This is a genomic window from Lacisediminihabitans sp. H27-G8 (assembly GCF_046156175.1).
GTDB lineage: Bacteria > Actinomycetota > Actinomycetes > Actinomycetales > Microbacteriaceae > Lacisediminihabitans.
In genome coordinates, this window is the sequence record NZ_JAYLVL010000002.1 from 711,621 (window position 1) to 724,887 (window position 13,267).

The 13,267-nt window shown below is 68.3% G+C and carries 10 protein-coding genes; 8 read left to right on the forward strand and 2 right to left on the reverse strand.

Translation table 11 applies throughout. From position 1 onward, the window contains the following. The 4 genes from VLI63_RS08200 to VLI63_RS08215 all read left to right on the forward strand — a co-directional run bounded on the left by VLI63_RS08200 (position 1) and on the right by VLI63_RS08215 (position 6,998). Positions 1–3,492 carry a bifunctional proline dehydrogenase/L-glutamate gamma-semialdehyde dehydrogenase gene (locus VLI63_RS08200; protein ID WP_409156354.1) on the forward strand — a complete coding sequence of 1,164 codons (3,492 nt, stop codon included), beginning with the start codon at positions 1–3 and terminating at the stop codon, positions 3,490–3,492. A 222-nt stretch (positions 3,493–3,714) separates the two neighbouring features. Next, complete coding sequence (locus VLI63_RS08205) at positions 3,715–5,781, forward strand: CARDB domain-containing protein (protein ID WP_409156355.1); 2,067 nt, start codon at positions 3,715–3,717, stop codon at positions 5,779–5,781. Between the two features lie 110 nt (positions 5,782–5,891). Beyond that, positions 5,892–6,521: an ECF RNA polymerase sigma factor SigK gene (sigK, locus tag VLI63_RS08210; RefSeq protein WP_409156356.1), complete on the forward strand. Its 630-nt coding sequence runs from the start codon at positions 5,892–5,894 to the stop codon at positions 6,519–6,521. A gap of 72 nt (positions 6,522–6,593) precedes the next feature. Continuing rightward, positions 6,594–6,998 (forward strand): GntR family transcriptional regulator, encoded by a 405-nt coding sequence (locus VLI63_RS08215; RefSeq protein WP_409156357.1) that lies wholly within the window; start codon positions 6,594–6,596, stop codon positions 6,996–6,998. 34 nt (positions 6,999–7,032) lie between these two features. Here the strand turns inward: VLI63_RS08215 and VLI63_RS08220 are convergent, their stop codons facing one another. Further along, a complete protein-coding gene (locus VLI63_RS08220) occupies positions 7,033–7,833 on the reverse strand; it encodes an SDR family NAD(P)-dependent oxidoreductase (RefSeq protein ID WP_409156358.1) in 801 nt (266 codons plus the stop codon). 48 nt (positions 7,834–7,881) lie between these two features. Between VLI63_RS08220 and VLI63_RS08225 the strand changes: the two genes are divergently transcribed. Both VLI63_RS08225 and VLI63_RS08230 read left to right on the forward strand, forming a co-directional pair. Further along, positions 7,882–8,748 (forward strand): SMP-30/gluconolactonase/LRE family protein, encoded by an 867-nt coding sequence (locus tag VLI63_RS08225; RefSeq protein WP_409156359.1) that lies wholly within the window; start codon positions 7,882–7,884, stop codon positions 8,746–8,748. Continuing rightward, on the forward strand, positions 8,745–10,550 hold the full coding sequence (locus tag VLI63_RS08230; RefSeq protein ID WP_409156360.1) for a glycoside hydrolase family 15 protein: 1,806 nt from the start codon (positions 8,745–8,747) through the stop codon (positions 10,548–10,550). Before VLI63_RS08225 ends, VLI63_RS08230 begins: the two co-directional genes overlap by 4 nt. A gap of 60 nt (positions 10,551–10,610) precedes the next feature. Here VLI63_RS08230 and VLI63_RS08235 read toward each other — a convergent pair whose 3' ends face one another. Then, entirely contained in the window at positions 10,611–11,051 is a 441-nt protein-coding gene (locus tag VLI63_RS08235; protein ID WP_185202137.1) for an Lrp/AsnC family transcriptional regulator, read from the reverse strand. 134 nt (positions 11,052–11,185) lie between these two features. Here VLI63_RS08235 and ddaH point away from each other — a divergent pair, with 134 nt between their 5' ends. Together ddaH and rocD are read left to right on the forward strand one after the other, a co-directional pair. Then, complete coding sequence (gene ddaH / locus VLI63_RS08240; protein ID WP_409156361.1) at positions 11,186–12,043, forward strand: dimethylargininase; 858 nt, start codon at positions 11,186–11,188, stop codon at positions 12,041–12,043. Then, positions 12,040–13,254: an ornithine--oxo-acid transaminase gene (gene rocD, locus VLI63_RS08245; protein WP_409156362.1), complete on the forward strand. Its 1,215-nt coding sequence runs from the start codon at positions 12,040–12,042 to the stop codon at positions 13,252–13,254. The genes ddaH and rocD overlap by 4 nt, the downstream gene beginning before the upstream one ends. The last annotated feature ends 13 nt before the right edge of the window (positions 13,255–13,267 follow it).

Consider the following 13,267-nt stretch of genomic DNA (forward strand, 5'->3'; position numbering starts at 1 on the left):
ATGCTTTCGCCCGCTGCAGATTCGCCCGTGAGCCCCGATCCGCTCGCCGCAGAGGCCGTGGCCACCGTGCGTCGCTGGCTCGCCGAGAGCGCGGATGTCGCCCCCGACCGTTCGGCGGAGCGCCTCGCCGGGGTGCTGAAGGATCCGCGCGGACTCGACTTCACCATCGGATTCGTCGATCGTGTGGTGCGCCCAGAGGACTTGCGGGTCGCCGGCCGCAACCTCGAGAGGCTCTCCCGGGCTATCCCGGCGTTCCTGCCCTGGTACATGCGCATCGCGATTCAGCTCGGCGGGGGTTTCGCGCCGCTGATCCCGTGGCCGATCGTGCCCATCGCCCGGCGGGTGCTGCGCGGAATGGTGAGTCACCTCATCCTTGATGCAAGCCCACGGCAGCTCGACCGCAGTATGCGGCAGCTGCGCCGGTCGGGCATCCGCCTCAATCTCAACCTGCTCGGAGAAGCGGTGCTCGGTGATGACGAGGCCGATCGCCGCCTCGCCGGCACGACCGACCTGCTCGCCCGCGACGATGTGGACTATGTCTCCATCAAGGTGTCCTCCGTGTCGAGCCAGCTCTCGATGTGGTCGTTCGACGAGACGGTGTCGCGGGTCGTGAGGCGGCTCACTCCGCTCTACGAACTCGCCGCGGCGTCCCCCACCACGAAGTTCATCAACCTGGACATGGAGGAGTTCCGCGACCTCGACCTCACGATCGCGGTGTTCCGTCGCATTCTCGAACAGCCGAAGCTCACGACCCTGGAAGCCGGCATCGTGCTTCAGGCGTACCTGCCGGACGCGCTGGAGGCGATGCAGGGCCTCACCGCCTGGGCGATCGAGCGGCGGGCCGCGGGTGGAGCCGGCATCAAGGTGCGGGTCGTCAAGGGTGCGAATCTCGCCATGGAGCATGTGGATGCCGCCGTGCACGGCTGGCCGCTCGCCACCTGGGGCACGAAGAGAGACACCGACGCCAATTACAAGCGCGTGCTGGACTGGTCCTTTCTGCCGACGCGCACCGATGCGGTGCGGATCGGGATTGCCGGTCACAACCTGTTCGACATCGCCTGGGCCCGGCTGCTGGCGAAGCAGCGCAGGGTGGAGACCCGGGTGGAGTTCGAGATGCTGCTCGGCATGGCCACCGGACAGGCGGATGCCGTGAGGCGCGACGTCGGCGGCCTCCTGCTCTACACCCCGGTCGTGCACCCCGGTGAATTCGATTCGGCGATCTCGTACCTCATCCGACGTCTGGAGGAGAATGCCTCGAGCGAGAACTTCATGTCGGGAGTCTTCGAACTTGCCGGCGATCCCCAGATCTTCGACCGGGAGGCCGCGAGATTCCTCGCCTCGCTCGAACGGCTCGCGGAGGATCGGCAGTCCGGGTTCGCTCCAGCCTCCCATCGTGTGCAGGACCGTCGCCTCCCGGTGCCGATCGCGCCCGTTGACACGGCGCCCCGCGTGTTCGCCAATGAGGCCGACACCAATCCGTCGATCGCGGCCAATCGTGCGTGGGGGCGCGAGATCCTGTCCCGCGTCGCATCCTCGACCCTGGGCGAGGCGGCCGTCGCCGCGGCCCGGATCACCGGCCTGCCCGCCCTCGAGGCGGTGGTCACCGCCACCGCGCGGGCCGGCGAGAGCTGGGGCCAACGGCGGTCGGACACTCGCGCGACCGTGCTGCACAGCGCGGGGGAGGCGCTCGCGGCGGCCCGCGCCGACCTCATCGAGGTGATGGCGAGCGAGACGGGGAAGACGATCTCCGAGGGCGACGTCGAGGTGAGCGAGGCCGTGGACTTCGCGCACTATTACGCGGAACGTGCCCGCGAACTCGACAGGGTCGCCGACGCGGAATTCGAGCCGTCCCGGCTGATCGTCGTGACCCCGCCGTGGAATTTCCCCGTCGCCATCCCGGCCGGATCGGTGCTCGCGGCACTCGCCTCCGGTGCCGGCGTGATCATCAAGCCGGCCCCGCAGGCGCGCCGCAGCGCTGCCGTGATGGTCGAAGCGCTCTGGGCCGGCGGGGTTCCTCGCGACGTCCTCGCTCTTGTGGACCTCGACGAGGGCGACCTCGGTCGCGAGCTGGTGTCGCATCCCTCGGTGGATCGCGTGATCCTCACCGGCGCGTGGGAGACGGCACGGCTGTTCCGCTCCTGGCGTCCCGACCTCCCGCTGCTTGCAGAGACGAGCGGCAAGAACGCGATCATCGTGACCCCGAGCGCCGACCTCGACCTCGCGGTGGCGGATGTCGTGAAGAGCGCCTTCGGCCACGCGGGCCAGAAGTGCTCGGCCGCGTCCCTCGTGATCCTGGTCGGGTCGGTCGCCACGTCCGAGCGTTTCCGCCGGCAGCTCCTCGACTCGGTGAGCACTCTTCGCGTGGGCTATCCCCAGGAGGCCACCACCGTGATGGGGCCGATCGTCGAGCCGGCGCACGGCAAGCTCCGTGCGGCCCTCACCACGCTCGGCGCGGGCGAGTCCTGGCTGCTGGCGCCGCGTTCGCTGGATGAGAGCGGAACGCTCTGGTCGCCGGGCGTCAAGGACGGGGTGGCTGCCGGATCCGAATTCCACCTCACCGAATACTTCGGTCCGGTGCTCGGGATCATGCGGGCCGACACGCTGGAGCAGGCGATCGCCTTGCAGAATGCACCGGCGTACGGCCTCACCGCGGGCATCCATTCGCTGGATGCCGCCGAGATCGCGCTCTGGATCGACTCTGTGCAGGCGGGCAACCTCTACGTCAACCGCGGTATCACGGGAGCGGTAGTGCGCCGGCAGCCGTTCGGTGGCTGGAAGAGGTCGACGGTCGGAGCAAGCGCCAAGGCCGGCGGACCGAACTACCTGCTGACGCTCGGGGAATGGCGGCCGATGTTCGCCGAGCCGGGTCGCACGGCGATCCTCAAGGGACTCAGCGACACTGTGTCGCGCGTGATCGAGGCCGCGCAGCAGGGCATGGAGTTTCTCGAGTTCGATCGCGTGCGCGCCGGCGCCACCAGCGACCAGCAGGCCTGGGTGGACGAATACGGCACGGTCAAGGATGTCTCCGGCCTCGGTGTGGAACGAAACGTGTTCCGTTACCGTCCGGTGCCGGTGACGGTGCGCCTGGCGGAAGGGGCGTCCCCCGCGCAGCTCGTGCGAACGATCGTGGCGGCGACGCGGGCGGGCGCTTCGCTCTCGATCAGTTCCGCGGTGCCGGTGGCAGCGGCACTCGTGCGCCTGTTCGGGACGGCGGTGCCGCCGCTCACTGTGGAATCCGTGGTCGTGGAGTCTGATGCCCGCTGGCATGCCCGGCTGCAGGCGGGGGTCAGGCCGAGCCGCATCCGTCTGCTCGGCGGCGACCGTCTCACGCTCGCGACGGTGCTCGACGGTGATCCGGATGTCGCGATCTACGCCGGCCCGGTGACCACCTCCGGGCGGATCGAGCTGCTGCCGTTCCTGCACGAGCAGGCGATCAGCATGACCGCCCACCGCTTCGGCAATCCCGACCCCGCCACCTTCGTGGCGCTCTGAAAAAGCGGCGGTAGCTACCCCCCGAACTGGCGGTCTGTCCCCCATTGTGCGGACACGTCTTGTCCCCACATACTCGACGTGGGGGTGCACTAGGTGTCGCCCCGCTGCGGCCGGGTACCCGAGCACGGCCGTGGAAACTCGACCGGGTGCGTACCCGAATTGCGCATCCGGTCGGCTCGAACCCGAAACCCGAAACCCGAAACCCGAAACCCGAAAGACGATATGCGCGCCGCACTGCCCACCTTCCTGGCCCGACCAGCGGTCACCCGATCCGTCGCGATCCTCGTGGCGACCGGTCTTTCCGTAGCCACGCTCCTGGCCGGGGCGGGCATGTCGACGGCGACCACCGCTACAGCGGCCACGAGTTGCCAGAGCACCACGGCGCTGTCCGACGGTGGATTCGAAGACCCGGTGATCGCTCCGACCTCGTACCAGATCATGCCTTCGGCGAACGTTCCCGGGTGGGAGTCGACCGATCCTTCCGGCATCGAGATCTGGTCCACCGGCTTCAATGGCGTGCCGGCCAGCGTGGGGAACCAGTTCGCGGAGATCAACGCAACGCAGCCGGGAACGCTCTACCAGGATGTCGTCACTACCCCCGGACAGAGCCTCCAGTGGTCGCTCCTTCACCGCGGTCGAAGCGGCACCGACGTGATGGACGTCGTGATCGGCGCCACCGGCGGCACGCTCGCCTCGCAGGGCAATCTCTCCGACGGCACCGGGGCCTGGGGCCGACACACCGGCGTCTACGTCGTGCCCGCTGGCCAGACATCCACCCGCTTCGGGTTTCGTGCGGTCTCCACCGCGAACGGCAATGCGAGCATCGGCAACTTTCTCGACGACATCACCTTCGGCCTCGGGCCCTGCGTGGACACCACCGCCGGCGTCACGAACGTGACCGTGCCCGGCGGCGATGTCCACGTGGGCGACACCATCGAATACACCGTGACCTCGACGAACAATGGCGGAGGGGCCGCGACACTCGCTGCCCTGCAGGACTCCCTTCCGGCCGGCGTCGAACTCGTGCCGGGTTCCCTTCGCGTGATCGGCTCGAACGCCGGGGCAAAGTCGGATGCCGCGGGCGACGACCAGGCCGAATACGATGCGGCCACCCGCACCATCATCGGGCGGCTCGGCGCCGGCGCCGACGCCACCGTTGGCGGGTCGCTCGCCCCCGGGGAGTCCACCTCCCTCGTCTTCCGGGTCGTCGTGCTCTCCGCCGCCGCCTTCACCAGCCTCAGCAACCTCGGCACGCTCACCTACACCGATTCCCTCGCCGGCACCGTCCAGACCTCCGCGGCCCCGGCCGTGGTGACGCCGGTGGGCGCCACGTCCAATCTCGTCGTCACCGAGTCGCTCGACACTGCGGCTCCCGTCGCCGGCTCGTCGCGCCCCACCTACACGGTCACCGTCGCCAACTCCGGACCCCAGGCTGACACCGGGGTCGTCGCAACAGTGACCATCCCGGTTGAGCTGAGTGACGCTTCGGTCCAGCTCGCCGGCAGCCCGTGCCCGATCGCCGGGGGTGTGGCCCAGTGCGCCATCGGATCCCTCGCCGCCGGCGCGAGCTCCACGATCACGATCACCGGTGCGATCGACGGGTCCATCCCAGCCGGCACCGTCGTCACGGTATCGGCATCCGCATCCGGTGCTGTCTACGAATCGTCGACAACGGACAACGCGGCGACGGCCAGCGCCACCACGGTCAGCGTCGGGGACCTCTGGGTGACCGGAGAGGCGTCCGCCGCCACGGTGCGCGAGGGTGACGACGCCTGGTTCTCCCTCGTTGTCGGCAACACCGGACCCTCGGATGCCACGTCGATTCTGCTCACTCTCGACGCGCCCGCCGGTCTCGTTGCCACCCCCACCGCGGGAGTCTTCGACCCGACGACGAACCAATGGACGCTTCCCACCCTTGCCTCGGGAACTACCCAATCGATGCTTTTCCGCGGCTCCGCCGCCACACTCGGTCGGCTCGCCGCCCGAGTCGTCGTAGCCTCCAGCTCGGTGCAGGACGCCAATCCGGCCAACGACGCCGCGGCGGCGTCCATGCTCGTGCAGCGCATCGCACTCCTCGCCCCGCCGGCCAGCGCTGTCTCGGCCAGCGAGGTCGAGGCGCCGTCGGCGGTCGCTTCCCCATCGGGAATCGCGCTCGCCAACACCTCGGTCTCGAGCGCCGGCCTCGCGCACACCGGGGCGGACGCCCAGGGCGCGCTCTTCGCCGCGCTCGTGCTGATCCTGATCGGTTTCGTGATCGTCGCAGCGCGGCGGGCGGCCAGCCGCCGCTGATCCGGGCGTGCAGCCGGCACATCCCCAGCAGATCGGAGGCTGCGGTCGCGTCTTAGTGACGAGCTTCGGTGATCTCTTCGGGTATCCGGACCGTGCCCGATCGCGCCTCGATGAGAGCTCGGCTCCCGGCTCACCCCGAAACGGAGACGCCCCTGCCCACCGCCGACCAGGAACAGCCCCTCGCTCGGCCGGATTCCGCAGCCGCGGAAGGGCTGCTCCAGCGCATCGCGGCCGGGGACCAGGCCGCGTTCGCCGAGTTGTTCGATGAGTTCGCGCCGCGGGTCTACCGGCACATCCGTGCGGTACTGCGAGATCAGTCGCAGTCCGAGGAGGTGATGCAGGAGGTCTTTCTCGAGGTCTGGCAGCAGGCGGCTCGATTCGATCCGGGTCGGGGCACGGCCGTGGGGTGGATTCTCACCCGCGCGCACGCGCGGGCTGTCGATCGCGTGCGCTCTGCGGAGGCGGATCGTGCCCGCGACACGAAATTCGGCTTGCGGGACTTCGAACCGGGTTACGACTCAGTCGCCGAGGCGGTCGAGCTGCGCCTCGACAGTGAGCGGGTGATCCGCGCTCTCGGCCAGTTGTCGGAGCTGCAGCGCGAAGCCCTCGTGCTCGCCTTCGTCGGCAATCTCACCCACGTCGAGGTCGCTGAGCGCCTCCGGCTGCCGCTCGGCACTGTGAAGTCCCGCATCCACGACGGATTGCGGCAGATGCGTCGGATGCTCGAGGACTCCCCCTGAGCGGACGGGGTGCCGACGGGGTGCCGACGGTGACTACGCTCGACAGCAAGACCACGTCAGATCGGAGCTCCGGTGACCAGTTCCCCCCTCGGGCCGCGCTCGACCGTGATCGGCGGCCTCACGGTCACGGTCGACCCCGGGTCGTCGATACCGCCCTACGAGCAATTGCGAGTGCAGGTGATCGACGCGGTCGCCGTGCGAGCGATGGTCGCGGGAGCCAAGCTCCCGACCGTTCGCGGTCTCGCCGATGCGCTCGGAATCGCTCCGAATACGGTGGCTCGCAGCTACCGTGAGCTCGAACGGGATGCGGTGATCGAGACGCGCGGGCGCGCCGGCACGTATATCGCCGCCTCCGGCGACGCGACCCAGCGCCAGGCCCAGGATGCCGCGGCGGTCTTCGCCGCGCGCATCCGCCAGTTGCGGGTCGATCCCGCCGACGCGCTCGACCTCGCGCGGGCCGCGCTGGCGGTCGACTAGCGCGACCGTGCTCCGGTCGACTGCTACGGAAGACTCAGATCGACGCGACTGCCCCGGAGTCGACGCGGTAGTTGGCCCCGTTCACGAAACTCGCCTGCTCCGAGCAGAGGAACGCCACAACGGCGGCGACTTCCTGCGGTTCGCCCCGACGCTTGAGCGCCATGTAGGGACGTTCCTCGTCGAGGAAGCTCACGATCGCCTCGTCGACACTCGATCCGATCTTCTTCGCGCGCTTCTCCATCATCGCGTCGGTCATCGGCGTATGGATGAAGGCGGGCGAGACGCAGTTCACGAGCAGCCCTTCCTTCGCATAGGTGCGCGACAGCCCCTTCATCAGGGCGAGCACTCCGGCCTTGGCCGAGCAGTAGGGGATCTCGTCGTCGTAGGGCTGCACGCCATCCTCGGACGCCATCAGCACGATGCGACCCCAGCCGCCCTTCCGCAGGCTGGGCAGGAATGCGCTCACCAGCCGCACCGGACCCATCAGGTCCACCTCGATGGTGGTGGTCCACCCGGCGTCGTCGATCTCGTGGAAATAGCCCTGTGCGCCAGTGATCCCCGAGGACTGCACGAGGATGTCGATATCACCCACCGCGTCGAGCACCTTGTCTCGCATCTTCGCGATCGACTCCACCTTGGTGACGTCGGCGGCGAAGGCGAAGAGTCGCCCCTCGAGGGCTCCGAGGCTCGCCGCCGCGGCATCCAGGCTCTTCTGGTCGAGGTCGGTCAGCACGACGCGCACTCCCTCGCCGAGCAGGATGCGTGCTGTCTCCCATCCGATGCCCGAGTCGGCGCCGCTGATGAGGGCCGTGCGGCCGCTGATTCCGAGGTCCATGAAAGCTCCTTTATTTATGCGTTCCTCAGAGGACCGTAGGCTGGCAACATGAGAGTCGTGAGGGGGTTGCCCCGGGTTTTCCGGGATGCTAGCGCCATTCTCGCCGAGAGCATCGTCTGGGATCCGGCCGGCTTCGTGCTCTGGTGTGACATCACCGCCGGGCTTCTCTACCGCTGCCCCATCGAGGGACTGAATGACACCGTGATCGAGCTGCCCCCACCACTCGCGTCGTTCGCGCCGACGGCGGACGGCAGCGGCTATGTGGCGTCGCTCGGCGATCGCGTCGTGCGGGTGGATGCCGCCGGTGGCATCCGTGATCTCGCCCACATCGAACACGCGCACGATGGCCTGCGCCTCAACGAGGGCAAGTGCGACCCCTACGGGCGCTGGATCACCGGGTCGATGAACCTCGCGAACGGGGAGCCGGATGGCGCGCTCTACTCCGTGACGGAAGAGGGGGCGCTCCGGGTGCTGCGCGGTGGGTTCGGGGTGGCCAACGGCTTCGAGTGGAGCCTGGACGACTCCGAGATGTTCTTCACCGACACCGCCGTCAAGACCATTTACCGCGCCCCCTACAGCGAGACCGGCGACATCGGTGAAGTCACGGTCTTCCACTCCGGCGAATCGCATGATGGGCTCACTGTCGACGCCGAGGGATTCCTCTGGGGCGGAATCTACGGAGGCGGTCGAGTGGTGCGGTACAGCCCGGAGGGGATCGAAGACCTCGTGGTCGAACTGCCTGCCCCGAACATCACCTCCGTCGCCTTCGGCGGCCCCGGGATGTCAACCCTGTTCGTCGGTTCCGCGCGCGAGAACCTCACCGAGCAGCAGCTGGAGGCGCATCCGCTCTCCGGATCGATCTTCGCGATCGACACCGCGACCCACGGACGCCCCGCACGCCGGTTCGGCGCATGACCGGCACCTCACTGCAGCGCGACGGCAGCGGGCCGGCGAACCGCATCGACGGGTATGCGGACCTGCGCTCCTACGCGGCGATCGGTGACGGCCGAACCGTCGCGCTCATCGCCCTCGACGGGGCGATCGACTGGTTTCCGGCCCCCAACCTGCCGACGCCGCCCGCTTTCGCCGCCATCGTGGATGCCCCGCGCGGTGGTCGCATCGAGTTGCGACCGGTCGACGACTACACGGTCACCCGACGCTATGTTCCCGGCACCAACGTGCTGCAGACCACGTTCACGACCGCGTCGGGGCGTGTTCGCATCACCGACGCCCTGGTCACCGGAGTCGCCGGGCGACTGCCCTGGGCAGAGCTCGCCCGGCGGGTGGAGGGGCTCAAGGGATCCGTCTCGATGCGCTGGGCCGTCGCCCCGGGCACGATGCTCGGCATCGCCTCGCCGTGGGTGGAGCACACGGTGCAGGGAGCCGTGATCCGCGTCGACGGCGTGATGCTCGGAGTGCGCGGCATCGACCATGGGCCATCCGCTGCCGATGGACAGGCCATCACCGGCGCCTTCACGACCTCGGAGGGTTCGCGGCATCTCGTGGTCGTCACGGCGACCGAACGCGAGCCGCTTCGGATGGTGACCCCCGAGATCGTCGACCGCGGCATCGACCGCACCATCGCCAACTGGAAGGCGTGGTCCACCGAGTTCTCCTGGAAGGGCGAATGGTCCGACGCCGTTCTGCGCAGCGCGCTCCCGCTCAAGCTGCTCATCCACAGCCCCACCGGATCGATCGCCGCGGCTGCCACCACCTCGATCCCGGAGAGCCGCGATGGGGGCAAGAACTGGGACTATCGATTCGCCTGGGTGCGGGACCTCGCCTACACGGTGCGCGCGCTCATCCGCTTCGGGCTTCGGGAGGAGACGCATGCTGCCGTCTCCTGGCTGCTGACCACCATCCGCAACCAGGGCCCCGAACTGCACATCCTCTACGCGCTGGATGGTTCGGTTCCGGAGGGCACCTCCCATCCGGACGTGGCCGGATGGCGCGACATAGGTCCGGTCGTGGTGGGGAACGATGCGCAGGGACAGCGCCAACTCGGGGTCTACGGCGACCTCTTCGATGTTGTTCGGGCGTATGTTGACGACGGCAACCTGCTCGATGCCGAGACCGGCCGACTGCTGGCCTCGATCGCCGATCGCGCCTGCGACAACTGGCAACGCCCGGATTCCGGCATGTGGGAGCTCGAGGAGGAGCAGCACTACACCTCGTCGAAACTCGGCTGCTGGCAGGCGCTCGATTGCGCGGTGCGCCTCGCGGAGCTCGGGCAGTTGCCCGGCGACGGCGAGCGGTGGGCGGCCGAGCGGGACCGCATCCGCGACTGGGTGGAGACGAACGGATGGTCGGAGGCGCGTCAGAGCTACGTGATGTATCCGGGCAGCGAGAAGCTCGACGCATCCATTCTTCTGCACGCCGATAGCGGTTTCGATCGGAGCGAGAGAATGTCGTCCACCATCGACGCGATCGACCGTGAACTCGGCCGGGGAGCGCTGGTCTATCGCTACTCGGGGATGCAGCGGGAGGAGGGGACCTTCGTCGCCTGCGCATTCTGGGTTGCCGGAGCACTCGCCTGTGTCGGCCGCCTGGACGAAGCTCGCGCGCGCATGGCTGAGCTGGTGGCCTTGGGCAACGATGTGGGTCTGTACGCCGAGATGATGGACGCCGAGACCCATGAGTTTCTCGGCAACCTGCCGCAGGGCCTCAGCCACCTCGCACTCATCAATGCGGCGATCACGATCGAACAGCTGTCATAGACGTCGATCCCGGTGGTCGGATAGCGAGCGCCAGCGAGCGTGTCGGGGCCTCGAAGAGCGCTATCCCTCGCGGGTGCGGTGGATCAGTTTCGACAGCACGATGGCGCTGCGGGTGTGGTCCACGTTGGGCGCGACCCGCACGCGCTCCAGGGCGAGCTCGAGCGAGGGGATGTCGCGGGACCGCATGTGCACGATGGCATCCGCACTCCCGGTGACCGTTCCGGCATCCACGACCTCCGGCACGCCGGACAGGATGCGTCGCAGCTCCTCCGGCGCAACAGTCCCGCGGCAGAAGAGTTCGACATAGGCCTCTGTGCCGAGGCCGTCGACGGCGGGGTCGACCTGGATGGTGAATCCGCGGATCACCTTGTCGGCGACGAGCCGGTCGACGCGGCGTTTCACGGCAGAGGCGGAGAGTCCGATGACTTCGCCGATATCGCCGTATCCGGCGCGGGCATTCTGGCGAAGAAGGTCGATGATTCCATAGTCGAGACTGTCCATGGTCATACCCTATGGCGCTTTATTGTGCGGTCCGCACCAACTTCGGCGATTTTGTGCGCCCTACGCTGCCAAAGATCGGAAGTGTGCGTGTGAGACTGGAACGACCCCACACCCCGATCTCCAAAGGAGCCCTCGTGTCGGCCACTCTGCCTGCAACGAATGTTGCCACCGTCCGCACCCCGTCCAAGCGCACCGTCCTCATGTGCCGCCCCGAATTCTTCACAGTGGTGTACCGCATCAACCCCTGGATGGACCCACAGTTGCCCACCGACACCGCCCTCGCGGTGCGCCAGTGGGAGACGCTCTACCAGACCTACGTCGACCTCGGTTTCGAGGTGCACCTGATCGACCCCATCGAGGGCCTTCCCGACATGGTCTACGCGGCAAACGGCGGATTCGTGCTCGACAACATCGCCTACGGTGCGAGCTTCACCTATCCCGAGCGCCAGCCCGAGGGTCCCGCCTACATGGACTGGTTCCGTGAGAACGGATTCGACGTGAAGGTGCCGGAGAACATCAACGAGGGGGAGGGCGATTTCCTGCTCGTCGGCGATGTGATCCTCGCCGGCACCGGCTTCCGCAGCGCCTCCAACAGCCACCAGGAGCTCGCGGAGCTCTACGGTCGGCAGGTCATCACGCTCGAACTCGTGAACCCGAGTTTCTACCACCTCGACACCGCGATCGCGGTGCTCGACCCCCAGCCGGGATACGAAAACCCCAACATCGCCTACCTGCCGAGTGCGTTCAACGAGGAGGGCCTCGCGGTTCTCCGCGAGCGCTTCCCCGACGCGATCCTCGTGAACGAGGAGGACGCGGCCGTGCTCGGGCTCAACTCCTTCGGCGACGGCTACAACATGGTCATCGCCTCCCGTGCCACCGATTTCGAGCGGCAGCTTCGCGAGCGTGGGTACAACCCGATCGGTGTCGACCTCTCCGAGCTCCTGCTCGGCGGCGGCGGCGTCAAGTGCTGCACCCTCGAACTGCGCACATGACCTTGTCCGCGGCCGAATTCATCGCCGCCGAAGACTCCCACATCGCCCACACCTACCATCCGCTTCCGGTGGTCGTCGCGACAGCTGAGGGCGCCTGGGTGACGGATGTCGAGGGCCGACGGTACCTCGATTGCCTCGCGGCGTATTCCGCGGTGAACTTCGGCCACGGGCATCCGGCGCTCATCGCGGCGGCGAAGGCGCAGCTCGACCGCGTCACGCTCACCAGCCGGGCATTCCACAACGACCGGCTCGGTCCCTTCGTCGGTGCGCTCGCCGCACTCGCGAAGAAGGACCTCGTGATCCCCATGAACACCGGGGCCGAGGCGGTGGAATCCGGGCTCAAAGCGGCGCGAGCCTGGGGCTACCGGGTGAAGGGCGTCGCGCCCGACCGGGCGAACATCATCGTGGCCGACGGCAACTTCCACGGCCGAACCATCACGATCATCAGCTTCTCGGATGACGCAACGGCCACCACCGACTTCGGCCCGTTCACGCCGGGCTTCCGCTCCGTGCCGTACGGGGATGCCGCGGCCCTCGAAGCCGCGATCGACGGCAACACCGTCGCCGTGCTCCTCGAGCCGATCCAGGGCGAGGCGGGCATCCTCATTCCGCCAGCCGACTATCTGCCGGCCGTGCGCGACATCACCACCCGTCACAACGTGCTCTTCATCGCGGACGAGATCCAGTCGGGGCTCGGCCGCACCGGCGCCACCTTCCAGTGCGACAACCTCGGGGTCACGCCCGACCTCTACCTTCTCGGCAAGGCGCTCGGCGGTGGGATCGTGCCGGTATCCGCGGTGGTCGGCAACTCCGACATCCTCGGCGTGCTCGGCGCGGGGGAACACGGTTCGACCTTCGGCGGAAATCCGCTCGCCGCGGCCGTCGGCTCGGCGGTCGTCGCCCTGCTCGAGACCGGGGAATACCAGGAGCGCGCCCGCGTGATGGGAGCGCGCCTCGCGGCGGGACTCGAGCGGTTGATCGGCTTCGGAGTCGTGTCCGTGCGATCCGCCGGGCTGTGGGCCGGCGTCGATATCGACCCGGCGCTGGCGACCGGACGCCAGGTCTGCGAGCTACTGCTGTCGCGGGGAGTGCTCGCGAAGGACACCCACGGCTCGACCATCCGTTTCGCTCCTCCGCTCGTGATCACCGCGGAAGACGTGGATTTCGCCGTGAACCAGCTGGAGGCCGTGCTGCTGGAACTGCGCGCGTAAGAGCCGCGCCGCT